We start from the raw sequence: 24,837 nt of genomic DNA, 5'->3' as shown, positions 1-24,837 counted from the left end.
CGGAAAGCGGATCACCCTCATGTCAGAACCCGAAGGGTCCGTCGCCATGATCAAGCGGCAACGCGGCCCATGTCCCGCCCGGTGCGGTATCGATCACGGCGCATCCGGTCGGTCCCGACATGAACCCCACGGGCGCCGCCTCGCGCCGGTCCAGCGCAAAGGCGCTGCACAGCGAAGGTGCGGTGCAGACCGCGTGCTGCCCCAATTGTCCGTGAAAGACGCCGTGCACATGCCCCGCGACAATCCGCAGGGGTGTCTTGCGCCGGGCAAGGCCTCGCGACAGGTCGTCGGGATTTTGCAGCGCGATGGCGTCCATGAAGCGGATGCCGGTGCGCAGGGGCGGATGATGCAGGGCCACCAGGACGGGCCGGTTTTCTGCCATGTCCAGGGCCTCGGCCAGAAGATCAAGGCTTTCACGTCGCAACAGCCCGCCGCCCTGCCCCTCGATCAGCGTATCCAGACCCACGACACAGGTATCGCCGATGTCCTGCACCCAGTCGATCAGACCCGTTGCGGGAATGAAGGGCAGATCGTCGAAACAGTCCCTGAACCCCTCGCGCGTGTCGTGATTTCCGGGCACCGGCAGAAGCGGCAGGCCCAGCCTGTCCAGTTCCACGCGCGCCCTGTCATAGCTTGCAGCGGTTCCATCGTCGCTGATGTCGCCGGTCACGATCACCGCATCGATCGGCCCGATGGCCGGCAGCCTGAGCAACAGCGCATCGACCGCCTTGCGCAACATCTCCGGTGTATCCAGCCGCCCCGAGGCCAGAGCGCCCGGCGCAACCACGTGCAAATCCGAAAGCTGCAGGAAACGTGCCATGGTCTACTTGATCCCCGCACGCAGGAAGGCCTGCACGAACTGGCGCTGGAAGACCAGAAAGGCGACCAGCAGAGGCGCCACCGACATCATCGTGGCCGCAGAAATCACCGAGATATCGACCCCGTTTTCAGGCGCGCCGAAGATCGAAAGCCCCACCGTCAGCGGCCGCGTATCCGGCGAATTGGTCACGATCAGCGGCCAGAGGAAATTGTTCCAATGCGTGGACACCGAGACCAGCGCATAGGCAAGATAGGTCGGCCGCGCCAAGGGCACGTAGACGCGCCACAGGATCCCGAACCAGCCGCACCCCTCGACGCGCGCGGCCTCATGCAGTTCGATCGGCACCCCCTTGAACGCCTGCCGCATCAGGAAGATGCCGAAGGCCGACGCCATGTAGGGCATCCCCACGCCAAGGATCGAATCGAACAGTCCAAGCCGCGACACCATCGCGTAGTTTTCGACGATCAGCACTTCGGGCAGGATGAACAGCTGCATCAACACAAGGATGAACACGAAATCCCGCCCCGGAAACCGGACCTGGGCAAAGGCGAACCCTGCAAGCGTGGTGACGATGAACTGGCCGATCAGGATCACGGTCACCAGCAGAAAGGTGTTGAGGAAATACTGCAACCAAGGTGCGCCCGCCCATGCGACACGGAAATTGTCCAGCGTCCAAGGGGCCGTCACGTTGAAGTTCACGGCATCCGAGGTCGAATGGAACGCCGCCCAGAAGGCAAACAGCAAAGGCGAGATCCAGATGACCGCCAGAAGAAGCGCGCCGAAGGCCTCGATATGTCGGGAAAGCGCGCTCATTGGTAATGGGTCCGTTTGTCGAGAATGGTGAACTTGATGCCCGCGACGACACCAAGCACGACAAGCACAAGGATCGTCATGGCCGCCGCATGTGGCGCATCGAAGAAGGCAAACGCCATTTCCCAGATGTAATAGAGGATCAGCTTCGAGGCGTCGTTCGGACCACCCTTGGTCAGGATGAACAGATGGTCGATCAGCTTCACCGAATTGATCAGCGCATTCACCATGATGAACAGCGTCGTGGGCATCAGCAGCGGCAAAACGATCCGGCGGGTATAGGTCCAGCGGCTGGCCCCCTCGATATCGGCGGCCTCCTTCAGGTCTTCAGGGATGGTCTGCAGCGCGGCAAGATAGAAGATCATGAAGAACCCCGCCTCTTTCCAGATCGTCACCACGATGACGGCCCAGAGCGCGGTTTCAGGCTGACCCAGCCAGTTGACCGAAGGCAGGCCGAACAGTGATCCGATCTGATCAAGCACGCCAAGTCCGGGTGTGTAGAAGAACAGCCACAGGTTCGCCGCAGCGATCATCGGCAGGACCGTCGGCGTGAAATAGGCCGTTCTGACAAAGCCGCGCGCCGGAATTTTCGAATTCGCCCAGAGGGCCATCCCAAGCGCAATGGCGATGGAGATCGGGATCGTGGCCCCGGCATAGATCAGGTTGTTGGTGACTACCTTCCAGAAGGTCGGGTCGGCAAACAGGTCGGTATAGTTCTCGGTGCCCACGAACTCGCTGGGGCGCCGGCGCGTGCCGCGACTGAACAGGCTGGACCAGAGCGTCGCAAGCGATGGATAAAACGCGAAGGTCGTCAGCAGGATCACGGCAGGCGACAGCAGCAGCCAGCCGTATATGGCCTGCCTGCGGCGTTCGATATTGACGTGATGCGCCATGAAACGACCTTTCGCCGATGGAAAGGCGGGTGCCGGACGACAGGCCCGACACCCGCAGGATGCTTACTGGTAGTCCTTCAGCAGTCGCACGGCCGCGCCCTGCGCTTCGGCCAGCGCATCGGCCGGTGACTTGGCTCCGGTCAAGGCCGCCTGAATGGCGTTGTTCAGCCCCTCGCGCACCCGCGCGGTCTCGAAGGTCGAAAACTCCGCCACCGCGTTTTCAAGCTGGTTGCGCGCCACAAGTGCCGGCGGAAACGCAGCCGTATAGGCCTTGAGAGCTTCGGTTTCATAGGCGGCGGGCGACACCCCCATATAGCCGGTGGCGATCGACCATGCCGCCGCCTGCTCGGGCGAGGTCATGAACTCGATCAGCTTCATCGCGGCGGCGCGTTCCTCGGCAGAGGTGTCCTTGAACACGTAGAAGTTGCCGCCGCCCGTGGGGGAACCCGGGCGCACGTTCGCCGGCAGCTCGGCCACACCGAAATCGAAGCTGGCGTTGTTCTTCACAGCCGTCAGGTTGCCGGTGGAATGCCACATCATCGCTGTCTGACCTTCAAGGAAGGCCTGCCGCAGCGTGCCCCATTCGACCGTGCCTTCGGGCATGATGCCATGTTCTGTGGACAGCGACTTCCAGAACTCCAGCGTTTCCACGACCGCAGGATCATCGAAATAGGTGGTCAGACCGTCATCCGACATGACCTCCTTGCCGTTCTGGATCGCCAGGGCCTGGAACATCCAGTAGGGATATCCGGTCGAGGGGATCATCAGACCGTAGGTGCCCTCCTTGGTCAGCGCCTTGCCCATCGAGATCATCTCGTCCCAGGTGGCCGGTGCGGCCTCGGGGTCCAGCCCGGCTGCACGGAACATGTCCTTGTTGTAATAGGCCACGATGGTCGAGCGCTGGAACGGAATGCCCCAGGTCTTGCCTTCGACGCGGCCGTTTGCCATCAGCGCAGGATAGAAACTGTCAAGCCAGGCCGGATCGACACCTTCGATGTCGTCGAACGCAACGACCAGATCCTGTTCGATCAGATCGTAGGCATCGATGGAGAACATCACGGCAAGTTGTGCCGGTTCGCCCGAGGCCAACGCCGACAAGGCACGCACGCGGGTATCGTCATAGTTGCCCGAATAGATCGCGTTCACCTTGATATCCGGGTTCGCCTTCTCGAATTCTGCCACGATCCCGTCGACAACTTCAGTAAGGGCACCGCCAACCGCAATGGGATAATACATGGTAAGTTCGGTTTCCGCGGCAACAGGTGCTGCCAGCAGGGTCGCAAGGGCGCTGCTCATCGCAAGCTTGTTCATCAGTGTCATGTAGTCCTCCAGGTTTTACAAGAAGCGCCCATGCCTACTCGGCCGGACGGGGTGGTCGCGTTTCTGCTCTCTGGCCGCTCGCGTCGAAAAAATGCAGGTGTTCATCAGCGAAACCGATATCGAGCGACTGTCCCGCCGGGATGGTCTTCAGCCCCGGCATGCTGACGGTCAGCCCTGTCGCAGACGGATGTGTAAGACCGATGAAGGTTTCCGAGCCCAGGAATTCGCATTCGGACACCTGACATCTCAACCGCCCCTGCCCGGGCGCCGCGACATGCACGTTCTCGGCTCTGAGCCCGATCAGCGGCACCCCTTCAAAGCCCGGCAGGGCCGCGCCCTTGATCAGCGCCATGGGCGGTGAACCGACGAATTCGGCGACAAAGGTATTGGCCGGTCGGTAGTACAGATCCTCAGGCGCGCCGATCTGCTGGATATGCCCGTCCTTCATCAGCACGACCATGTCCGCCATGCTCATCGCCTCGGTCTGGTCATGCGTGACGTAGACAACCGTGATCCCGAGATCGACCTGCAGCTTCTTGATGTCCTTGCGCACCGATGCCCGCAACTTGGCATCAAGGTTGGACAGGGGCTCATCCATGAGGCACAGCGGCTGGTTCGCGACGATCGCGCGCGCAAGGGCAACGCGCTGGCGCTGGCCGCCCGACAACTCGCCCGGCTTGCGGTTCTCGTATCCAAGCAGCCCGGTGATCTCGAGGGCGCGCTTGAGCTTTTCACGCCGCTCGGCGGTAGCAACCCTGCGCACCTTCAGACCGAAGACGACATTTTCGGCCACGTTCAGATGCGGGAACAGGGCATAGGACTGAAACACCATCGACAGATTGCGGTCCGATGGGGCGGCTGTGGTCACGTCGCGCCCGTCGATGCTGATCCGCCCCTCATCCGGCAGCTCGAGCCCCGACAGAAGCCGAAGGGTGGTGGATTTCCCACACCCTGAAGGCCCCAGAAGCGCCACGAAAGACCCACGCGGAATAGACAGCGAGACGTTCTCGACCCCCAGTTGCCCGTTCCATCGCTTGGCGACATTCTCGACATGAACAAAAGGCGTAGCCATGATCAATCCGCGTCCTCGGCGAAAACGATCCGGGAGCCGAGGCTCTCGGCAAGCGATGAATAGGGGGCAGACGGCGGGCGGTCGCAAACGATCAGGTCGATATCCGACAGGTTGCCGCCAACGGCGGGCGCCATGCGCCCGAACTTGCTGCGGTCGATCACAAGGATGGACTGCTTGGCATTCCTGCGCATCCTCTCGGTCGCGCGAACCTCCGACTGGTGAAATTCCAGAAGACCACCGTCCTGATCGACGCCGGCGGTACCGAAGATGGCGAATTCCGCACGGTAGCGGCTGAAGAACTCGACAACTTCCTCGCCGACGAAATCGCGATCCGGCAGGCGGATTTCGCCACCCGGCAGAATGATGCGATTGGACAGCTCCTCGCTCAGTGCCATTGCAGCGCTCAGGTTGTTGGTGATGACCGTCAGTTCCTTGCGGCGATGCAATGCGCGCGCCACGCTGAGCGCGGTCGAACCGATCGAGATGAACACCGTTGCGCCATTGGGAATGCGCGCCGCTGCGACCTCGGCAATCGCGCGCTTTCCGACAAGGTTGGTTCCGGCACGCTGATCGAAGGGGGTGTTCAGCCTTTCCTCGGCCAGTTCGATCCGCCCATGCGCCCGGCACAGCGTTTCGCCATCGCACAGGATGTCGAGGTCACGGCGGATGGTCTGGGTCGTGACACCAAGCATTTCCGCCAAGGCCCCCACGCTCACCCCTCCCCGCTCCTGGACGACTTGCTGGATCAAGTCGTGCCGCCTGACCTTCTTGGACGCCATGTCACCTCCCGTTGCTTTGCACAAAGCCTAGACAGCCAAAAACAACAAAACAACATTTTTTTAGATGGAATTCGCACTCATTCATCGCCGAAACACGGCAAGACACCCCAAAACCGCAGCCTATCGTCTGAAAACACTTAATTTTCCACGATTCTGGTCACTCTCGCACCTGACATATTGTTGTTATGTCGTTTTTTTATTTCATTTACATGACAGAGCGATAAAATAAGCTGCATCGACACAGCGGGTGCAGTATTCCGGCATGACATCAACGACAGGAACGGGAAGGTCAGCCGGCAGGATGGACACAGTCGACAGCATATTCGATCGCTACGAGGTCATTCGGCACCGCCTTCCCCATGCCACGACAACCAATCGGACAATTGACATAGCGTCGCTTCTGGACGTGACCGAAGAGATTGACGCCTTTGTCTTCGACGCTTTCGGGGTCCTGAACGTGGGCGAGGTTCCCATCCCCGGCGCAGCCGCGCGCCTTGACCAGCTGCGGGACAGGGGGCACGCGATCCGCGTCCTGTCAAACGCCGCGAGCTATGACCACGGGGCGGCGGTCGAAAAGTTCGCAAGACTGGGCATGAACATCCTGGAACACGAGGTGATCACCAGCCGAGATGCCTCGCTTGCCGATCTGGCGCCCGGCCTCTGGGGCTGCATCGCCGCACATGCCGACAGGTTGCAGGACATTCCCGCCGCCACGGTGCGCCTGCAGGATGCGCCCGCCGACTATGACCGCGTGGATGCGTTCCTGTTCCTGTCCACGGAAACCTGGAACCCGGAGAAACAGAAGATCCTGGAAAGATCGCTGCGCGACAATCCCAGACCGGTGATCATCGCGAATGCGGACCTCGTGGCGCCGCGGGAAGGCGGGTTCACGCGTGAGCCGGGCCATTACGGCCATCTGCTTGCCGATCTTGGGCTTCCGGACATCAGCTTCCGGGGCAAACCCTTTGACAGTGTCTATGACCTGATCGAAGCCTCCTTGCCGGGGGTGGCGCCGCAGCGCATCGCGATGTGCGGCGACACGCTGCACACCGACATCCTGGGGGCCGCGGCCCGTCAGTGGAAAACCGTTCTTGTGACACGTGACGGCCTGTTTGCGGGCGTGGACACGACAAGCTATTGCGAACGCGCAAAGCTGTTTCCGACCTGGCGACTTGGCACGATCTGAAACCGATGACCAGCGCGGTTCAAGCGTCCCCGCAGGACAGTGCTGCCGGACCGATGCGAACCGGTGCAGGAATGGACACAGATGCCGCGTCCTGCTTGGCGCAATGAAAATGCCCGCCCGAGGCGAGCCTCAACGGAGGGCACGGCAAATGCTTGCCTCGCGCCCTGGTTGCCAAATGCGGCAATCCAGATCGACATCTGCCTTGCATGGTCAATGGCACCGGTCTGGCCTTCGGGATCGTCGTCGCAATCCATAAGGGCTTGGGTGCAAAGCCATATGGGACACCTCGGCCCTTTCCTCACATGACCCTGCCATTTTGCCGAAACCTTGCCCTGTCTATCCTTGTTTCTTTTGCTCTCTTGCCTCTTGGCATGGCTCCTCCTACTGCTGGACAATCGGAGCCATTCATATTTCGTCAGATCGAGCACAGCACAGATGCCAACCGGCTCCCCTTCACAAGTCACCGGCTACGCTGCGGCATGGACCATCGTCCTGGTATGGTCCTTTTGGCTGATCGTGAGCCGGGTTGCCAATGACAGCGGGCTGACGGTCTATGATCTGGCGGCGATGCGCTATGGTTTGGCGTCGCTGGTGGCGCTGCCGCTCTGCATCTACTACAAGCCGTGGCGCGGACTGCGTCTGTCGCAAATCGTCGTGCTCTCGTTCATTTTGGGGCCCGTCTATATTCTCATTGTATTTTCAGGCTTTCTTTATGCGCCCGCGGCTCATGGAGGCATCTTCATGAACGGGGTTCTGCCCCTGATCAGCATCGTTTTCGGGATCTTTCTTTTCCGCAAACTTCCGGGCGCGACGCAAGTTTTGGGGGCGGCGCTGATCCTTGTGTCTTCGGTTGTGCTGGCGTGGGATACGAGCGTTTCAAAGATCCAGAATGCATGGGTCGGCGATCTGATGTTCGTGACAGGTGCGGTCTTTTTCTCCGTTTATCTTATCCTTTCCGAGCGGTGGCAGCTTCGGCCGATGCAGATCATCTTTTGCGGAACCGTCGTCAACGCGGCTCTTTATCTGCCGGTCTGGCTTCTTTGGCTGCCGTCCGGCCTTGCAGAAGCGCCCTTGCGCCCCCTGCTGCTCCAGGCTGTCTACCAGGGTTTCGTGCCCAACCTGATCGGTCTGCTCTTCGTGGCCCATGCGTCACGGACAATCGGGAACGGAAACACCTCTGCCATCCTCGCCGCCGTTCCGGGTGGAGGAGCCCTCCTGGGACTGCTCATTCTTGGCGAGGGTCTGAGCCTGACAAGCGTCACGGCGCTTGTCATCCTGACGGTCGGGCTGCTGATGAGCGTGCGGCAGAGAAAATCCCAACTGAACTAAACGGCAGCGTCTTGCCGTGATCCATGGGGCCACATGGCGCAGGCCTGCAGCAAGCATGACCAAAGCCCGTGCCGCAGACGCGGCTTCCGAACCATGTTCAAAAGACCCTTGTGCGTCGTTCCGTTGCCCGCCTCAGCGCGGGCTGAAGCTGAAGCCCTCTGACAATGCCCTCTCAAGGGTTCTTACTGAAACGCTCGGCGCCGTAGGGAGTGAGATCGCAGTTCGGTGACCGTCCGGTCACGAGATCGGCCACGATATTTCCGGTCCGCGGCCCCATCATGAAGCCCCAGTGGCTATGCCCGAAAGCTCCGATCAACCCGGGAAGCCCGGGCAATCGCCCGATGACCGGCAGGCTATCAGGAAAGGAAGGTCTGATACCGGACCACGTTTCCACGGCACCAGCGCGAAGGTCCGGGAACATCCGTCGCGCATTGGCCGTGAGTGCTGCGATCCTTTTGGGATTGGGCGGCCTGTCCAGCCCCGAGAATTCCGCCGTGCCTGCTGCCCGCAGCCCCATTTCCATGCTGGATGCCACGAATTTCAAATCCATATCCATGACCGAATTGTTCAGATTCACCCCCGGATCGCGAAAAACCGCGTGATATCCACGCTCGGATTCAAGGGGAAGCTTCAAACCAAGCGGCTCCAGCAGTTTCCTGGACCAAGCGCCTGCGGCAACGACCACGGAAGGTGCCTGCATCGCGCCAATCGAGGTTTCGACGACCCAGTCCTCGCCCTCGCGGCGCAGGGCCCTTACATCCGCCTGCACTATCCGCCCCCCAAGATCGCGCAGCTTTGCGGCCAGAACGGCGCCGATCCGGCCGGGCGACAAGGCCCGCGCCTGCCCGGGAACAAGGATCGCGGCACTGTAGTCTTTGGAAAGGGCCGGTTCGAGGCGATGCAACTCGGCGGCACTGAGGTACTCGACTGTGGCCCCGCTTGCCCTGCGCAAATCGTTCTCCAAAGTATCCAGCCGCGCTTTGGCAGCATCGCGATAGGCAAGGACATAGGCGCTGTCCCGGATCAATCGCTCCTCTCCCGTTCCATCAAGGTGTTTGCGATAGAGAAGGATATTGTCATGGTTGAGCGTATCCATCGCCGCCGAAGTGCGGCGAACCTGCGCCTCGTTTCCATTTGCAAGAAAACTCAAGGCCCAGGGCAAAAAGCGCGGCAGATAGGCCAGGCGCACCGAAACCGGTCCTTTCGGGTCGATCAGCCAGCTGGGGATGTTCTTCCACAATCCCGGCAGTGATTGGGGAACCACTGAAAATGGTGAAATGACCCCGGCATTGCCCATCGATGCGCCTTGCCCGGGGGCATCGCGATCAACAAGGCAAACAGGAACCCCACGCTCTGCCAGTGAAAGGGCGCTGCAGATGCCGACAATTCCACCACCGACAACGATGGCTGCCGCATCCTGCTTCATCCTTGCCGCTCCTGCTTGCGCGCACTGCTCCACTGATGAAGCAGGACCGGCGCCATCACAGCCAGGGCGATCAGATCGGTCGGGGTTCCAGGCGCCACCATGAACAGACCTCCGATCGCCATGACAGTCCGCGCCATACCGCCGAGCGGCGTCATGAAAAAGCCGGCAACTGCGGTACCGATCGCGAAGATACCAAGTGCACAGGTGATCGAAACCTGAAGAAAGGATGTGAGCGTGAAGTACTCAGGCAGGACGATCAGCATGGTGGGCGCGTAGACAAACACCATCGGCACCATCAATTTGCCGACACCCAACGTGAAGGCGTTCAGCCCGGTCCGGAACGGATTGGCCCCGGCAATCCCGGCAGCAGCATAGGCAGAAGCGCAAACCGGCGGTGTAATCTCGGAGATCACGCCATAGTAGAGCACGAACATATGCGTTGCCAGAGCAGGCACACCCAGCTGCGCCAGAGCCGGCTGCGCCACGGCCACCAACATGATGTATAGCGCAGTGGTCGGCAGGCCTGCCCCCATCAGAATGCAGGCCATGGCGATCAGTACCAGCGAGAGGAACTGCTGCAATCCGGGCTGGGTAAAGATCTCTCCCGGAAGCCAGCCTATCAGCGGATGAAGCCAGATAGACATGTCGGCGGCCCCATTCGTCACCATGAAACCCATGCGGAACCCCACACCGGTCGTATTGATGACCCCCACCACGATCCCGACCGCGGCAGAAGCGGCGCCGACCGCCAGTGCATATTGCACCCCTACATGCATGCTGTCGAAAAGGTCCCTGAAGTTCTGGCGCTCGTTGCGGTGCAGTGAACCCAGGATGGTCAGCCCGGCAAGGATACCGGCAAGCGTGGGTGAAAACCCTTCACCGCTTGCTGGCGATGCCTTCCAGAAGATGAAAGCCAGCAGCGAAAGCGGAACCACAAGTGTCAGTGGGCGGTCGAAAGCACAAAATCCCACGACGATGCAAAGCGATAGCCCGAGAAAGGCCGCCATGTTCGGCGAATAGCCCGAGAACAGGACCGTCAGCAGTGCCACCAGCGGAATGACGGTATACCAGCCTTCACGCCAAACCCGCACGAAGTTTGGCAGGTCCTCTTTGCGATAGGCGCGCAAACCCAGCTTGCGGGCGGTAAAATGCACGATCGACAGAACGCCGACATAATGCATCAGTGCAGGCACGATCGCCGCGATCACGATGGTTGTGTAGGGAACCTCAAGGTATTCGGCCATCAGGAAACTTGCCGCTCCCATGATCGGCGGCGTGATCTGACCGCCCGCCGACGATGCGGCCTCCACCCCCGCGGCGAAGTGGCCGGGATAGCCCATCTTTTTCATGTTCGGGATTGTGAGCGATCCTGTCGAGACCGTGTTTGCGATGGACGATCCGGAAATGGTGCCGAAGAAGGCAGAGGATACGACCGAAACCTTGGCAGGTCCTCCCGTATAGCGGCCGGCAAGGATCATGGCATTGTCGACGAAGAACTGCCCGAGGCCCATGCGCTGCGCGACCACGCCGAACAACACGAAGTGAAAAACCACGGTCGAGACGACCCAAAGGGTAACGCCGAAAATACCCTCGGATGGGAAGTACATGTTGTTGACGAACTGTCTCCAGTCCACGCCCGGATGGCGCAGGATCTGCACCGGAATGGAGGGACCCAGCAGGGCATATCCGATGAATACGAGTATGATAAGCGGCAGCACGAAGCCGATGGTGCGGCGCGCGATTTCCAGGACCGCCAGGATCAGGACGCTGCCCAGAACCACATCCGTTGTTGTGGGGTTGCCTTGCCGCAGGGTCTGTTCCGGGATCTCGAGGCCGAAACCGGTAAAGCCGCGCCAACTGAGCCACAAAAACAGCGCGGCAAGCACAGCCCCGGCCATCAGCGCCCAGTCATATAGCGGGACATTGCCGGGCCGCAGCCAGGATGGCCCCGTCCAAACCATGGTTTGCGCACTTCTGAAGAGGGGAAACCCGGTCAGGATGAAAAAGAAAAGACCGCTCAGATGCAGGCCCATATGCACATGATCCACCGGCGTACCAAAACCAGCTGTCCAGATGTGATAAAGTGCAAAGCAGATCGATGCCCAGTACAGAAACGGCTTCAGGATCGGACCGTTTTCCCGGGTATTCAGCGCCGAGTCATACTTTTTCTCAAGTTCTTCCAGAGCCTTGGCGTCAAGCTGGCTTTCAGGTGTCATTTGGACTTTCCAGGCATTTTAAAGGGTAAGCGTGCGGTTGCGCATCGTAGGAACGGGCCGGCACCAAAGGCACCGGCCCGGTCTTGAGGGCGGTGCCCTATTTCAGCATGCCCGCTTCGCGGTAAAAGCGCTCTGCGCCAGGATGCAGCGGAACACCGATGCCTTCCACACCATCAAGGGCCGTTTCAATGGTGATGACCTTGCCCTTGGGGTGACCGCCATCAAGCAGCTTGCGCGCGGTTGGCGACCACATCGCCTTGGTGATCTGATAGATCAGTTCTTCATCCTGATTGGCATTCGTGATCAGGATACCCGAGACCGCCAGCGTATTCACATCATAATCCACGCCGGGATAGGTCCCGGCCGGGATCTTGGACTTGATGTAATAGGGCACAGCTTCGTTGCCCGTGCGCAATTCCTCGTCGCTCCAGCTGTAGAGCTCCATGCCCTTGGTGTTGTCGAGCTGGATCATCGCGGCCACCGGTGTGCCAGCCGCGTAGAAATAGGCATCAAGCTGACCGTCAGCCAGGCGTTCGGCGCTCTGGGTGTTGTTCAGCTCGGCCTCTTCGATGTCATCGCGTGTGATGCCATGTGCTGCCAGGATCAGCTCGACAGCGATCTGGGTGCCCGAGCCTGCCTGCGCGATCCCGACACGCTTTCCGCGCAGATCGGTAAGGCCGTTCAGCTTGGCGCCCTTGGGCAACACAAGGTGAAGGTCCTCGGGAAACAGGTTTGCAATCACCCGCACATCCGGTTTCTGGTTGCCTTCGAAGACGCTGGTGCCCTTGTAGGCGAAGTGCAGCGTAGCAGCCCCCGTCAGACCCGCCTCCATCTGGCCAGCCTGCACCGCGTTCACGTTATGCGCCGAGGCGTTGGTAGACTGCGCCATGGCGACCAGCCCCGGCACGCCGCAGTTGCCGCCGTCTTCGCAAGGCCTTGACCCTGGGGGGTTGGAAATGGCGTTTGCAATGATGCCCCCGATCGGGAAGTAGGTGCCGCCAGCGCCCCCGGTCCCGATCCGGAAAAAGGTCATCTCTTGCGCCGATACGGCCCCGGCCATCATCGCCCCTGCCAGGGCGACTGCGGCAATCTTTCCATAGAATTTCATCGTTCTCTCCACTGTTGCGCGACTGTTTTTTGTCCGGCAACCATCTGCTCCGCATAACCGCGCGATGGCGCAGGCACGCCCTTTCGAACGCAAAACAATGTTGAGTGCGAAAAAACATTAATACAAATTCTAAATTTTTGTATTTATATAAATTCGGGTAATGCTGGGCATCGGATGAAACTGAGTCAGATCACAATTTTTCGCGAAGTCATGCTGAGCGGATCCGTCTCGCAGGCGGCGCGAAATCTTGGGCGAACACAGCCGGCAATCAGTACGGCCATAGCCCGACTGGAAGACGAACTGGGCTTCAAGCTTTTCGACCGGCAGGGGCACAGGCTGCACCCTGTGCCTGAAGCGCATTACCTGCTGTCCGAGGCGTCCGACATCATGGAAAGACTCGCCACGACCGAGCGAAACCTGAAGAACCTGAAGAACCTCGAAACCGGAAACCTTCGGATCGTTGCGATGCCAGGCCCCTCGGTATTTCTACTGCCACGCCTTGTCAGCCGCCTGACCAAAGGAAACGACAAGATCCGTGCAACGATCATCACCCGGAGTTCGCCCCAGGTCCATCAGCTCATCTCAACGCAAAGCTACGACCTTGGAATCTCTGATCTGGGCGTTGACAGCGACATCAACTCTTCCCTCGTCAACATCACCCCCGTGATCAGCAACTGCTTGTGCGCAGTCCCCAAGAACGATCCCCTGGCGGATCTTGACCTTATACGGCCACAGGATCTGTCTGGCCGTCCGATGGCAACACTGAACACGGATCATCAGACCTATCGCAAGACAAGGGAGGTGTTCCGGGACGTCGGCGCTGATTTCAGGGTGCGCTACGAGACACAGTACTTTCTGCCGCTACTGACCTATGTCGAGGATATGCAGGCCTGTGCAATCGTCGACACCCTGAGCGCAGAAAGCTATTTGCGCTACCGAGGCGCCAGCGAGTGCGGCGTGGCCTTTCGCCGCTTCGCGCCACAGATACCGTTGACCTTTGCCACCTTGACCCCAGCCCACCGGGCCCAATCCATGCTGGCGGCCGCCTTTGCAAAAGCCTGGAAAGCCGAAGTCGTCGCCATCAACGCGCGCTGGGAAAATCCGCTGCCCGATGTTCTGCAAGAGGCTACTGATGCTCAAACCTGAACCCTTCTGGTGGGAAGACGCCGGCACCCCGTCGGCACCGCCTCCGATGCCTCTTCCCGATGACGTCGATGTGCTCATCGTGGGTGCAGGCCTGACAGGACTGTCAGCCGCGCGCACACTGGCGCGGGCCGGAAAATCGGTCCTTGTGCTGGATGCCGGCGCGCCAGGCATCGGCGCCTCCAGCCGCAATGGCGGCATGGTTGGCGGCGGGCAGAAGATGTCCCCCGACCAGTTGATCGCGCGCTTCGGCCGCGACACTGCGATCGGGCTCATGCGCGAGGCCCATATAGACTCGGTTGCTTTCGTCGAAGACCTGATCGCATCAGAGGGGATTGACTGCGATTTCCAGACAACCGGCCGGTTTCGCGGTTTGTGGAAGGATGCGGAATACGAAACCGTCGCGCGCAACCTCGACCAGTTGCGCCAGTTGTTTCCACTGCAGGCCGAGATGGTCCCGCGCGCGCGCCAGCACGAGGAAGTCGCGAGCGATCTCTACCGTGGGGGCGTGATCTACCATCGGCATGGCGCCTTGAACCCGGCGAAATGGGTTGCCGGCCTCATGATGGCAGCCATACGTGCCGGTGCGCTGATCCAGGGGGACACACCTGTATTGTCACTCGAAAAGTCCCGCGGGCATCTTGTCGGAACGGCAAGGGGTACCGTGCGCGCCAATGCAGTGCTGGTTGCGACCAACGGCTATACCGGCAAGCTGACCCCAGGCCTGAGGCGCAGGATTATCCCGGTCCCAGCTTCATCGTGGCCACCGAACACCTTGGTCAGAACCGCGTAAGAAGCTTGATCCCCAATGGTCGGATGATTGTGGAAAGCCGCGAACGGCATTGCTACTACCGTCCCTCCCCCGACGGGGAACGGATCATCTTTGGCGGGCGAGCCTCCATGTTCAATGCGCCCAGCTCCCTGACGGATGCCGACATGCGCAAGCTTCTGGAACAGGTCTTTCCCTCGCTCAAGGGTGTCGGCCTGACACATTCCTGGCGAGGGCGAACAGGCTTTACTTTCGAATTCCTGCCCAATGTTGGCCAACATGACGGGATCTGGCATGCCATGGGATATTCCGGCAGCGGCAACGCAATGGCACCCTGGCTGGGACACAAGGCGGCTCTCGGAATTCTCGCCGACCCCGCGGCCGAGACAGCCTATTCCCGCACGGGTTTTCCCCTGCGCTGGTGGCATCGTGGCCAACCATGGTTCCTGCCGTTCGCGGACATTACCTTTCGGCTGCGAGATGTCTGGAACGCGAGGCTCAGGGACTGACCGGACCACCCGACAGGTGGTGTCAGACGAATTCGAACCAGTCTCGACCTGGACAGTGACACTGCCCCTCATCCCGCGCAAAGACCACGCCACTCGGCGAGAGCGGCGGCGCAGTTGAGCTTGAAATTGGGTCGAGTTGAGAGGCTGCGTTCCTGATTGAAGTGGTTCGAGACAGAGGCGTGGACGGCGGCGAATTTCTGTAAACTTCGCATGCGCCTGAACCGAAACATCGCCCTCTCCCTTTGTCGGAATGGCAAGTGTGAATTTTCAGCCCTGTTGTTCGCCCACCGGCCAGTTTCCTGGCGATCTGCTGCACCGATCTGCTTCAGCGCCGCACCATACGATCGTAACCGGTCCGTGACGATAACCTCTGGGCGACCATGCTTACGCATTGCTTTCTTCAGGAATTTCAACGCTGCTGTCTTATCACGCGTCTTCGTCACAAAGCTTTCCAGGACCTCGCCTTCGTGATCCACGGCCCGCCACAGGTAGTGCCGCTCCCCGTTGATCTTCACAAAAACCTCGTCCTGATGCCACCGCCAGTAGCTGGGTTTCATCCCCTCGATACGCCTCTTTTTGATCTTTGCGGCAAACATTGGGCCGAACCTGTGCCACCAGAACCGGACGGTCTCGTGGCTCACGTCGACGCCACGCTCATGAAGCAAGTCTTCGACGTTCCGAAGCGAAAGCGGGAACCGCACCTACAGCATGACCGCCAGGCGGATGATCTCAGGGCTGGTTTTGAAATACCGAAATGGACTGCGTTTTGTCATCCGGAGAGGCTACGCAACCGCCCTGCCCGTCTCAAGCTGGTTTCCTCTGACAGTACCCTTTGCACACCTGTAGAGCTCAATTCAGTAGAGGACAGAATTGTCAAACGAACTCACTGAAAATCTGGTCCAGAATAGGACGTCTTTTCTCAAAAAATACAGTAAGAGCCAGCTTGAAAACACGCTCCAACTCTTTTTGGGTCACGCCTTGCTGTTGGAGTTCCATCGCAGTTGCGATCTGAGCATCAACGTACAGTGCTGCGGTCCGCGTAGGTATCTCGACTGCAAACTGCCCTTTTGATTTCGCCCGGTCTATCCACTGTTCAAGACCCATTAGGGTTTGATCGCTAAATTTATGTGCACTTTCTCGAGTTCGCTTTCCAAGGGTTTGCTTGCTACGACACGTAGTAACCTGCAAGCAGCCAGCAGGCAGTCCGTGGGCCTTGCGATCCAAGAGAACAAAGTCAGTCAATTTCCTCAGTGCCTGTTCAAAGGGCAAATCATCGGTCAAAATATCTGCGAGCGGTGCCAAGATAGTCGACTGATACCTTTCCAAGGCGGCCTGTTTTAACCCGTCTTCGTTACCAAACTCCCGATAAACCCCCGGCTTGGAGACTCCTGCTCGGCGGCAAATCTCTTCTATCGAAACACCTGTCAGTCCATCGGTCCAGTAACTTTCCACCGCAATCTTGAGCACATGCTCTCGTTGCAAAGTTCTTGGCCGTCCGCGGGCTGGTTTGTCAGTGTTGTTGCTCATAAATAAGTACCTTACAGTATTTTAAGCTTGCAAGAACATTAAAATACGTAGCAGTATGAAATTATAAGAAAGGCTTGATGACCTTGGGGTATGTGCACCCCATCACGCCACGCAAACGAACCAATCGAGGGAATGAAACCTATGGGACGCGCCTGGCCAATTCTGATCCTGCTTGGATTTTGTCAACTCTGCGCAAGCTGGGGTTCACTTGCCATAATCGCCGTACAGGTCGAAATGCGGTCAGGTTTGGGCATTACTGCCGAGGAAGTCGCGGCACTGGTTTGGGCCTTTTCCTTCTCGCTTGCGGTTGGTGCATTGGTCGCACAGGTTCTGATCGGCCATTGGGATCGCCGCGCGGTGTTGTTCGCCTCGCTGGCCTTGCTGGGGTGTGGCGGCTTGGCACTTGGATTTGCGCAAAACTGGGAACAGGCGATGGCCGCACGTGTTGCCATGGCCTTGGGGGCAGCCTCGGTCATGCCCACGGCCTCGGTGATTGCTGCGTCATTGGTAACAGATGCGCAGCGGCCTGCTGCGATGTCTGTGGTCTTTGGCGGGCTTACGGCGTCGCTGGTTGTGGCGCTGCCGATATCTAGTGCGGTAGCCGAATTTGCGGGTTGGCGTGCGGCTTGGTTCGTTGCAGCAGGAGCGGCATTTGTCGCCGCAGTGGGTGTAGCTGTCGGCGTTCCGGGTGGCGTACGTGGCACGCGGGCTTCATTTTCGGCGATGTTGGCCGTCCTTTCTGATCGCGCCACATCACTGACCATTGCCACCACACTTTTGCTGATCTGTGGCGGTTTCATCACTTACGCGATGATCGCGTTCTGGTTTGTCGAAGTGGGCGGCGCGCCACGCACGGCCCTCACGACGGCCCTGCTGGCAGCAGGTATCGCGTCGGTCATAGGCAATGCTTTCTCCTCACATTTGGTGCGCCTGCTTGGGCGCGATGGGACGATCCTTGGCGGTCTTGTGTTTACAGCCTTCTGTTTCTTGATCTTATGGGTTGCACCGCATTTTTACTGGCTGTCCTACCCGGCGTTCATCTTTTTTGGTGTCGGCTGGGCCCTTTGCCTTGCCCCTTTGCAGGCACGACTGATGGAAACTGCAGGTCCACGCGCGCAACTGGCCCTCGCACTCAACGCTTCTGCGTTTTTTGGCGGACAAGGGTTGGGTGCGGCAGGCGGTGGCGCGGTGTACGAAGCTTTTGGCCCTGTTGCTCTGCCCATAGCGTCAGTTGCTGTGCTTGTGGTGGCGACACTTCTGTTTTTCATCGCCAAAGCAAGCCAACGTCCTTCCTAGCAATGAGAAGCCCTGAACAAGGTCAAAAAGATTAGGGGCTTCTAACAAGGGTGCTGCCAGACTAATTCGAACCAGTCTCTGCTTGGACAGTGACGCTGTCCTTACGCCGCGCAAAGACCGCGCCACTCGGCGAGAGCGGCGGCGCGGTTCAGTTTGAAACTAGGTCGACTTGAGAGACTGCGTTCCTGATTGAAGTGGTTCGAAACAGAGGCGTGGACGGCGGCGAATTTCTGTAAACTTCGCATGCGCCTGAACTGCAACATCGCCCTCTGCCGTCGTCGAAACGGCAAGTGCGAATTCTCTGCCCTGTTGTTCGTCCACCGACCGGTTTCCTGGAGATCTGCTGCACCGAGTTCCTTCAGCGCCGCGCCATACGGTCGAAGCCTGTCCGTGACGATAACCTCCGGGCGACCATGCTTACGCATTGCTTTCCTTAGGAATTTCAACGCCGCCGCCTTATCACGCGTCTTCGTCACAAAGCTTTCTAAGACCTCGCCTTCGTGATCCACGGCCCGCCAGAGGTAGTGCCGCTCACCGTTGATCTTCACGAAGACCTCGTCCAGATGCCACCGCCAACGGCTGGATTTCATTCCGGAAATCCGGCGCTTTCGGATCTCGGCCGCGAACATCGGGCCGAACCGATGCCACCAATACCGCACAGCTTCATGGCTCACGTCGATGCCCCGTTCGTGCAGCAGATCTTCGACGTTTCTTAATGAAAGCGGAAACCGGATGTACAACATCACCGCCAGGCGGATGACCTCAGGGCTCGTTTTGAAGTAGCGGAATGGGGAGCGTTTTATCATCCGGCGAAGTTATGCAACCGCCCTGCCCGTCTCAAGTCGGTTTGCTCTGACAACACCCGCGCACATCTTTCTCGGTCATTGTGGCGGGGACGAGAAACGCGGAGTGAAGTTCAACCGGCCGGAAGACCTGGCCTTGCGAGAGGTTGAAGCCGAGACGGTTGCCTATCTCGTAGCAAAGAGGACGGGCGTCTCACCACGAAGCGAGAGTTATCTCGACCGCTACCAAGGGGCCTTCGATCAATTGGACCTGCACAGAATTATGAAGGTCGCCAGTGCCGTAGAAAAGGAACTGGACCTTCCATTTCGCGGGGCGCGGATATTCCAATGAAGCTCGAGACGCCCCAGTCCTTCGTTACCCGCCAAGAATGCGACAAGGTCGCGTTTCAGAATGGCTTCCGCCGGTCTCACGGCGAAGTAGATGGCTGGAGGCGCTACAGCTCGACTACGGCGCAGGGCTCAATCTGGCTGGCACATGATGAAGATGGCGGATGGCTGTTGGCCATCGATCATGCCGGCGTGACTGAGGAACTGGACAAAGCCGCGGCCCTGGTCGAGGGGCCTGGCCTTGTGCGCTACACATTCACGACCTTGGGGCTGCTCTATTCCTTGATGCCCCGTGTCTATCAGCTGGCCGCCAGCCTTCCCGACGCGCCGCTAGCGCAATACCAGGCCAAGGTGAAAGACCTGCCAACGACCACCGAGGCCGAACGCCTAGTCGTTCAGCGTATTGGCCAGGATGTCTTCCGATCGGGACTGCTCGAATATTGGCAGGGGCGTTGTCCTTTGACGGGAATCGATGACACCCCCTTACTTCGAGCTTCGCACATCATCCCTTGGAAGGATTGCGCAACCGACGCAGAACGTCTCGATGTTCATAATGGTTTTTTGCTTTCTGCTCTCTGGGACGCAGCATTCGACCGTGGGCTCATCAGCTTCGATGACGCCGGCCATCCGCTGTTTTCGCCGGCACTTGGCGACAAGGCACGCTCAGAACTGCGCTGGGAGCATCCGATCAATCTAACGGAGAAACACCGCGTTCATCTTGCCTGGCATCGCGGCCACCTTTTCAAACAGGCTTTGTGATGCATGCCGAATCTGTCGCTAAGCGCCGGTTCAAGCAGGGTGGCTGAGTTCATTAACCAAATCGACCAGCAGGAAGACCCCTTTGTTTTGTGCTAAGCTCTGCGGGTGCGGGATTTCATCAATCAGGCCAAGGCAAACCTCAGTTCCAACTTTTGCTAACGCAGCACGGCAGAAGAGGGCAAGCTGGAAAACTAGCACATGCAGGCCTTTGAGTACAACGACAATACAATCGCAACTATCCTGATGACATGTCCACCGGAGCTAATATGCGCAATACCCGCAATAAAGTGCACAGCTTACATGCTGGGGATTTCATAGCGGAACCGGCAGTTCACTATGCCCAGTTCAAGCGTTTTTTCATTGTGGGGCTTTATGTGGGGCATAGCATCCATAATTCGAGATATTTTATATAAATCAATGGTAGGTGGCGGAGGAGGTGGGATTCGAACCCACGGTACGCTTTCACGCACGCCGGTTTTCAAGACCGGTGCAATCGACCACTCTGCCACTCCTCCGGCCGGGTCCGTCTAACCATCATCACATGATTCTGAAAGCATCAAGAGGCAGAGGTTTCTTGCTCAATTTTGCGCCAGTCTCCGAGAGCCGCTTTTCTTGAAGCCCGCTTGCCGCTAATGTGCGCGCAATGGTTTGGCCGTGGCAGGGTTGACCGGCTGTCCGACCCCGTCGGACCAGCCCCCACCGGCCTGCGGCGGACAGGGTGAAGACAAGACCGGCAAACCGGCAAACATGTTCAGAGGCAGAGGGTTAGGGGCACGTGATGACAGCAGATCCTATCAACACACCAATTCGGCGCAAGGCGGGCACCGCCGTGCTTGTGGCGCTCGGGATGCTCGCGCTGACCGGATGCGATGAAAGCGGGCAGTTCAGCCTGCTGCAAAACAATGGCGCCTCCGGCGGCGATGCCTCTGCGAACCGCTCGGTTCGGCTGGTGGAGCGCGATGTCGAAGCGCCCGAGGTGTTCCAGGTCACCGAGGCGGGTCTTTGGGATGGACGCCCCTCGCTTGGCGGCGTCTGGGTCGCCCATCCTGATGTCACCGAACCCGAGCGTGTCATCATCCGCAACACGGCCAACGGGAATTTCGTGATCGGCGCCCTGTTCCGGCGCGAGGTGAACACACCCGGCCCGCGTGTCCAGGTCTCGTCCGATGCGGCGGCCACCCTGGCGATGCTGGCGGGACAACCCGTGCAGTTGAACGTCACCGCCCTGCGCCGCGAAGAGGTCCCGACCGAAGGGGCGGAAGAAGGTACCGACGCAGAGGCCACGGTAGCGGCGCTGCCCGCCCCCGGCGAGATTTCGGAAACGCGGCTGGATCCGATAGCCTCCGCCGCAGCCGCGATCGAGGCCGCGCCCGCGCGCCCGGCCAGTGCCACGGCCAGTGCCACCGCCAGCCCGACGCCGCCGCCCACGCGCCCGGCCACCGCGCCGGCGACACCGGTTCAGACGGCCGCGGCAGCCCCCGCTCCGCGTGCATCAAGCCTCGACAAGCCCTATCTGCAGATCGGCATCTTCAGCATCGAAGCCAACGCCAACCGCGCGGCGACCGCCATGCGCAATGCCGGGATGGTTCCCGAGGTCAGGCAGCAGACCAGCCAGGGCAAGACCTTCTGGCGCGTTCTGGTCGGACCCGCCGGCTCGGCAGCAGAGCGCAGCACGCTTCTGGGCAAGATCAAGGAAGAAGGCTTCACCGACGCCTATGCCGTCCGGAACTGAGACAGCGAAGGAGGGGTTTGACCCATGACGACACGAACGGACATCAGCCCGCGCCGATCGAGGGGCTTGCGCTACATCCTTTCGGCCACGCTGACCTGTGCGGTGCTTCTGGCCCCGGCGGCCCAGGCCTTTGACACCCGGGCCACATCGGCCTGGGTGCTGGATCAGACCACAGGCACGGTCCTGTTGTCCAAGAATGCCGAAGTGCCGCTGCCGCCGGCCTCGATGTCCAAGCTGATGACGCTCTACATGCTGTTCGACGCGCTCAAGCGGGGCGCGGTGACGATGGAGACGACGTTCCCCGTTTCGGCCAAGGCCCGGGCGATGGGTGGATCGACCATGTTCCTGAACGAGCAGGATCGCCCCAGCGTGCGCGAACTGATCCTCGGCATCATCGTAAATTCGGGAAATGATGCCTGCGTCGTGGTGGCCGAAGGCCTGTCGCCGACCGGAACCGAAGACGGCTTTGCCGCACTCATGACCCAGCGCGCACGCGAGATGGGGATGAATGACACGACGCTGGCCAACGCCTCGGGCTGGCCCAATCCGCAACATCGCATGTCGATGCACGACCTGGGCATCCTGGCCCAGCGCCTGATCGAGGATTTCCCCGATTACTACGCTTTCTTCAACGAGCGCGAATATGACTACAAAGGCCGCGCACCGGCCAACCGTTTCAACCGCAACCCCCTGTTCCAGCTGGATATCGGGGCGGATGGCCTCAAGACCGGCCACACCCAGGAAGCAGGCTTCGGTCTTGTCGGCTCTGCCGCGCAAGGCGGTCGGCGCGTGATCTTCGTGATCAGCGGCATGGATACCGACCGCATCCGCGCCGAGGAGTCGGCGGCCATCGTCAACTGGGCCTTTCGCCAATTCGCCGAACGCACCGTCGCCCATGCCGGACAGGTGATAAGCCAGGCCGAGGTCTGGCGCGGCGACCAGGCCACCGTGGGCCTTGTGCCGGAACATGACGTGACGGTCCTGCTGCCGATCCTGACCAGCGATACGGTAGAGGCCGAGATCGTGCACAAGGGACCGATCAATGCGCCCGTGGCCAAGGGCGACATTCTGGGCGAGATGATCCTGACGCGCGAAGGTCTTGACCCCTTGCGCGTACCGCTGCTGGCAGATCGCGACGTGCCGCTTGGCGGCTTTGCCACGCGCATCCTGACCACATCCCTGGTCCTGTTCGAGCGCTTCACCCAGTCACGGCCCAGCGCGTCCGAGGGCGGGTCTTGACCCCGCGCGGCGGCTTCATCAGCTTCGAAGGGATCGACGGGTCGGGCAAATCAACTCAGGCGCGCCTGCTGGCGGCGCATCTGCAAGCCCAGGGTCATGCGGTCGTTCTGACCCGTGAACCCGGCGGATCGCCCGGCGCCGAGGAGATCCGCAAGCTGGTTCTCGAAGGCCCGCCCGACCGCTGGTCGGCCGAGACCGAGATCCTGCTGTTCACCGCCGCGCGCCGGGATCACCTGGAGCGTACGATCCGCCCGGCCCTTGCCGCGGGCAAGATCGTGATCTGCGACCGCTTCGCCGAATTCCACCCGCATGTACCAGGGCCTGCGCGGCGATGACCTGCGGCGCAAGGTGGACGCCCTGCATGATATGATGATCGGCCAGGAACCGGACCTGACCCTTCTGGTCGACATGGATCCGGCCACGGGCCTTGCACGGGCCCTGGGGCGTAATGGCGGCGAGGAACGGTTCGAATCCTTCGGGCAGCAGATGCAGGAACGCATGCGCGCGGGCTTTCTGGATCTGGCCCGCAGTGCCCCGTCGCGCATCCGTGTGGTCGACGGCGCCCGCTCTCAGGATCTGGTCGCTGCGGATGTTGCCGGGATCGTTGCCACACATCTGGCCGGGACTGATGCCGCATGAGTGACGACGCCCTTCCCGAACCCGATCGCCTTGACGGCGCCCCGCATCCGCGCGACACGGTCAGCCTGTTCGGGCAGGCCACCGCCGAAGCCGGGTTCCTGCAGGCCTTTGCATCGGACCGGCTGCATCATGCCTGGCTGCTGACCGGGCCGCGCGGCGTCGGCAAGGCAACGCTGGCCTGGCGCATCGCGCGCTTTCTTCTGGCGACACCCGCACCGCAGACCGATGGCCTGTTCGGCGCGCCGCCACCATCGGCCAGCCTGGATATCGCCCCCGATCATCCGGTCAGCAACCGCTTGCGCGCCCTGTCCGAACCGGGTCTTTTCCTGCTGCGCCGCGGCCCCACCGACAAGGGCGACCGGCTGTCCAATGACATCCGCGTGGACATGGTTCGCAAACTGGCGAATTTCCTGCAACTCAGCGCCACCGATGGCGGGCGGCGCGTGATCATCGTCGACAGCGCCGACGAGCTGAACCCGCAGGCCGCGAACGCCCTGCTCAAGATGCTCGAGGAGCCACCCGCGCGATGCATCTTCCTGATGATCTCGCACCAGCCCACAGGCCTTCTGCCCACGATCCGTTCGCGCTGCCGTGAATTGCGCCTTGGCCCGCTGGACAGCGATGCGATGGCGCGCGCGCTGGATCAGGCAGGCATCGCGCTGCCCGCCGACACCGCCGCCCTGACGGCCCTGTCGGCCGGGTCCGTGGGCGAGGCGATCCGCCTGATCGCCCAGGACGGGCTTGCGATCTATGCCGAACTTGTCGGCCTGTTCGGGCGTCTGCCGGATCTGGACCGACCCCGCGCCCTGCGCCTGGCCGAGGCCGCCGCCACACGCGGCGCCACCAACCGGCTGGACCTGCTGCTGGCCCTGACCGATCTCTTTCTGGCGCGACTGGCCCGCACCGGCGCCACGGGTCATCCCCCCGCAATCGAAGCCGCCCCCGGCGAGGCGGCGCTTCTGGCGCGGCTGTCCTCCAGCCCCGCCCGCGCCCGCGCCTGGGCCGATGCGGCGCATCAGATCAGCGCGCGCACCATGCATGGCCGGGCGGTCAATCTTGACCCCGCCTCCCTTGTCCTAGATACGGTCTTCAGGATTCAGAAAACCGCGGGCGGCTGATCAGGCCCGCAAGGTGG

21 protein-coding genes, 1 tRNA gene and 3 pseudogenes are annotated in these 24,837 nt (G+C 60.6%); 11 read left to right on the top strand and 14 right to left on the bottom strand.

All coding sequences use genetic code 11. The features are described 5' to 3' along the window. Positions 1-22 precede the first annotated feature (22 nt). The 6 genes from ACMUJL_RS16090 to ACMUJL_RS16065 all read right to left on the bottom strand — a co-directional run bounded on the left by ACMUJL_RS16090 (position 23) and on the right by ACMUJL_RS16065 (position 5,694). Entirely contained in the window at positions 23-820 is a 798-nt protein-coding gene (locus tag ACMUJL_RS16090; RefSeq protein ID WP_375572492.1) for a phosphodiesterase, read from the bottom strand. A 3-nt stretch (positions 821-823) separates the two neighbouring features. After that, entirely contained in the window at positions 824-1,633 is an 810-nt protein-coding gene (locus ACMUJL_RS16085) for a carbohydrate ABC transporter permease (RefSeq protein ID WP_068293519.1), read from the bottom strand. Then, positions 1,630-2,523, bottom strand: coding sequence for a carbohydrate ABC transporter permease (locus ACMUJL_RS16080; protein WP_375572495.1), 894 nt, complete (start codon positions 2,521-2,523; stop codon positions 1,630-1,632). Before ACMUJL_RS16080 ends, ACMUJL_RS16085 begins: the two co-directional genes overlap by 4 nt. 63 nt (positions 2,524-2,586) lie before the next feature. Then, on the bottom strand, positions 2,587-3,834 hold the full coding sequence (locus ACMUJL_RS16075) for an ABC transporter substrate-binding protein (RefSeq protein WP_375573857.1): 1,248 nt from the start codon (positions 3,832-3,834) through the stop codon (positions 2,587-2,589). Positions 3,835-3,877: 43 nt separating this feature from the next. Further along, a complete protein-coding gene (locus ACMUJL_RS16070; RefSeq protein WP_375572497.1) occupies positions 3,878-4,915 on the bottom strand; it encodes an ABC transporter ATP-binding protein in 1,038 nt (345 codons plus the stop codon). 2 nt (positions 4,916-4,917) lie between these two features. Then, entirely contained in the window at positions 4,918-5,694 is a 777-nt protein-coding gene (locus ACMUJL_RS16065) for a DeoR/GlpR family DNA-binding transcription regulator (protein WP_068293526.1), read from the bottom strand. Between the two features lie 301 nt (positions 5,695-5,995). Between ACMUJL_RS16065 and ACMUJL_RS16060 the strand changes: the two genes are divergently transcribed. Together ACMUJL_RS16060 and ACMUJL_RS16055 are read left to right on the top strand one after the other, a co-directional pair. Then, the gene (locus ACMUJL_RS16060) at positions 5,996-6,880 is read left to right on the top strand and encodes an HAD-IIA family hydrolase (protein WP_375572500.1); all 885 of its coding nucleotides are present in this window, start codon (positions 5,996-5,998) and stop codon (positions 6,878-6,880) included. 435 nt (positions 6,881-7,315) lie between these two features. Then, on the top strand, positions 7,316-8,209 hold the full coding sequence (locus ACMUJL_RS16055; RefSeq protein ID WP_375572502.1) for a DMT family transporter: 894 nt from the start codon (positions 7,316-7,318) through the stop codon (positions 8,207-8,209). Positions 8,210-8,381: 172 nt separating this feature from the next. On the opposite strand, the gene ACMUJL_RS16050 is transcribed toward ACMUJL_RS16055, so the two are convergent. From ACMUJL_RS16050 to ACMUJL_RS16040, 3 genes are all read right to left on the bottom strand, one after another. Beyond that, a complete protein-coding gene (locus ACMUJL_RS16050) occupies positions 8,382-9,635 on the bottom strand; it encodes an NAD(P)/FAD-dependent oxidoreductase (RefSeq protein ID WP_068293533.1) in 1,254 nt (417 codons plus the stop codon). Continuing rightward, on the bottom strand, positions 9,632-11,851 hold the full coding sequence (locus ACMUJL_RS16045; RefSeq protein WP_375572505.1) for a TRAP transporter permease: 2,220 nt from the start codon (positions 11,849-11,851) through the stop codon (positions 9,632-9,634). The genes ACMUJL_RS16050 and ACMUJL_RS16045 overlap by 4 nt, the downstream gene beginning before the upstream one ends. 97 nt (positions 11,852-11,948) lie before the next feature. After that, complete coding sequence (locus ACMUJL_RS16040) at positions 11,949-12,959, bottom strand: TAXI family TRAP transporter solute-binding subunit (protein ID WP_068293539.1); 1,011 nt, start codon at positions 12,957-12,959, stop codon at positions 11,949-11,951. Between the two features lie 174 nt (positions 12,960-13,133). Between ACMUJL_RS16040 and ACMUJL_RS16035 the strand changes: the two genes are divergently transcribed. Together ACMUJL_RS16035 and ACMUJL_RS16030 are read left to right on the top strand one after the other, a co-directional pair. Next, a complete protein-coding gene (locus tag ACMUJL_RS16035; protein WP_068293543.1) occupies positions 13,134-14,105 on the top strand; it encodes a LysR family transcriptional regulator in 972 nt (323 codons plus the stop codon). Further along, a pseudogene (locus ACMUJL_RS16030) lies at positions 14,071-15,380 on the top strand (NAD(P)/FAD-dependent oxidoreductase). The gene ACMUJL_RS16035 and the pseudogene ACMUJL_RS16030 overlap by 35 nt, the downstream one beginning before the upstream one ends. Before the next feature lie 68 nt (positions 15,381-15,448). Here ACMUJL_RS16030 and ACMUJL_RS16025 read toward each other — a convergent pair. Further along, positions 15,449-16,153 (bottom strand): annotated as a pseudogene (locus tag ACMUJL_RS16025) (IS6 family transposase). 100 nt (positions 16,154-16,253) lie between these two features. Further along, on the bottom strand, positions 16,254-16,907 hold the full coding sequence (locus ACMUJL_RS16020) for a TetR/AcrR family transcriptional regulator (protein WP_068290266.1): 654 nt from the start codon (positions 16,905-16,907) through the stop codon (positions 16,254-16,256). A 141-nt stretch (positions 16,908-17,048) separates the two neighbouring features. Between ACMUJL_RS16020 and ACMUJL_RS16015 the strand changes: the two genes are divergently transcribed. After that, on the top strand, positions 17,049-18,203 hold the full coding sequence (locus ACMUJL_RS16015; protein WP_068290268.1) for an MFS transporter: 1,155 nt from the start codon (positions 17,049-17,051) through the stop codon (positions 18,201-18,203). 101 nt (positions 18,204-18,304) lie between these two features. Here ACMUJL_RS16015 and ACMUJL_RS16010 read toward each other — a convergent pair whose 3' ends face one another. After that, on the bottom strand, positions 18,305-19,009 hold the full coding sequence (locus ACMUJL_RS16010) for an IS6 family transposase (RefSeq protein ID WP_375572510.1): 705 nt from the start codon (positions 19,007-19,009) through the stop codon (positions 18,305-18,307). 103 nt (positions 19,010-19,112) lie between these two features. On the opposite strand from ACMUJL_RS16010, the gene ACMUJL_RS16005 reads away from it, so the two are divergent. Then, positions 19,113-19,337 (top strand): hypothetical protein, encoded by a 225-nt coding sequence (locus ACMUJL_RS16005; protein WP_416914346.1) that lies wholly within the window; start codon positions 19,113-19,115, stop codon positions 19,335-19,337. Further along, positions 19,334-20,092 (top strand): HNH endonuclease, encoded by a 759-nt coding sequence (locus tag ACMUJL_RS16000; protein WP_416914345.1) that lies wholly within the window; start codon positions 19,334-19,336, stop codon positions 20,090-20,092. The genes ACMUJL_RS16005 and ACMUJL_RS16000 overlap by 4 nt, the downstream gene beginning before the upstream one ends. A 30-nt stretch (positions 20,093-20,122) precedes the next feature. Here the strand turns inward: ACMUJL_RS16000 and ACMUJL_RS15995 are convergent, their stop codons facing one another. After that, entirely contained in the window at positions 20,123-20,290 is a 168-nt protein-coding gene (locus ACMUJL_RS15995) for a hypothetical protein (RefSeq protein WP_416914344.1), read from the bottom strand. A gap of 227 nt (positions 20,291-20,517) precedes the next feature. Continuing rightward, a tRNA-Ser gene (locus ACMUJL_RS15990) sits at positions 20,518-20,607 on the bottom strand. Between the two features lie 263 nt (positions 20,608-20,870). On the opposite strand from ACMUJL_RS15990, the gene ACMUJL_RS15985 reads away from it, so the two are divergent. The 4 genes and pseudogenes from ACMUJL_RS15985 (at position 20,871) to ACMUJL_RS15970 (ending at position 24,820) form a co-directional block, all read left to right on the top strand. Then, on the top strand, positions 20,871-21,824 hold the full coding sequence (locus tag ACMUJL_RS15985) for an SPOR domain-containing protein (RefSeq protein ID WP_375572866.1): 954 nt from the start codon (positions 20,871-20,873) through the stop codon (positions 21,822-21,824). 24 nt (positions 21,825-21,848) lie between these two features. Next, positions 21,849-23,063, top strand: coding sequence for a D-alanyl-D-alanine carboxypeptidase family protein (locus ACMUJL_RS15980; protein ID WP_082896277.1), 1,215 nt, complete (start codon positions 21,849-21,851; stop codon positions 23,061-23,063). After that, positions 23,060-23,702, top strand: a pseudogene (tmk, locus tag ACMUJL_RS15975) (dTMP kinase). Before ACMUJL_RS15980 ends, tmk begins: the two are co-directional and overlap by 4 nt. Then, the gene (locus ACMUJL_RS15970; protein ID WP_375572872.1) at positions 23,699-24,820 is read left to right on the top strand and encodes a DNA polymerase III subunit delta'; all 1,122 of its coding nucleotides are present in this window, start codon (positions 23,699-23,701) and stop codon (positions 24,818-24,820) included. The pseudogene tmk and the gene ACMUJL_RS15970 overlap by 4 nt, the downstream one beginning before the upstream one ends. Positions 24,821-24,837: the final 17 nt, after the last annotated feature.

Origin of the sequence: Seohaeicola sp. (assembly GCF_048006315.1) — a bacterium.
Lineage (GTDB): Bacteria > Pseudomonadota > Alphaproteobacteria > Rhodobacterales > Rhodobacteraceae > Seohaeicola.
The sequence above is the reverse complement of the archived record's forward strand: the minus strand, read 5'-3'. Positions and strand labels throughout refer to the sequence as shown.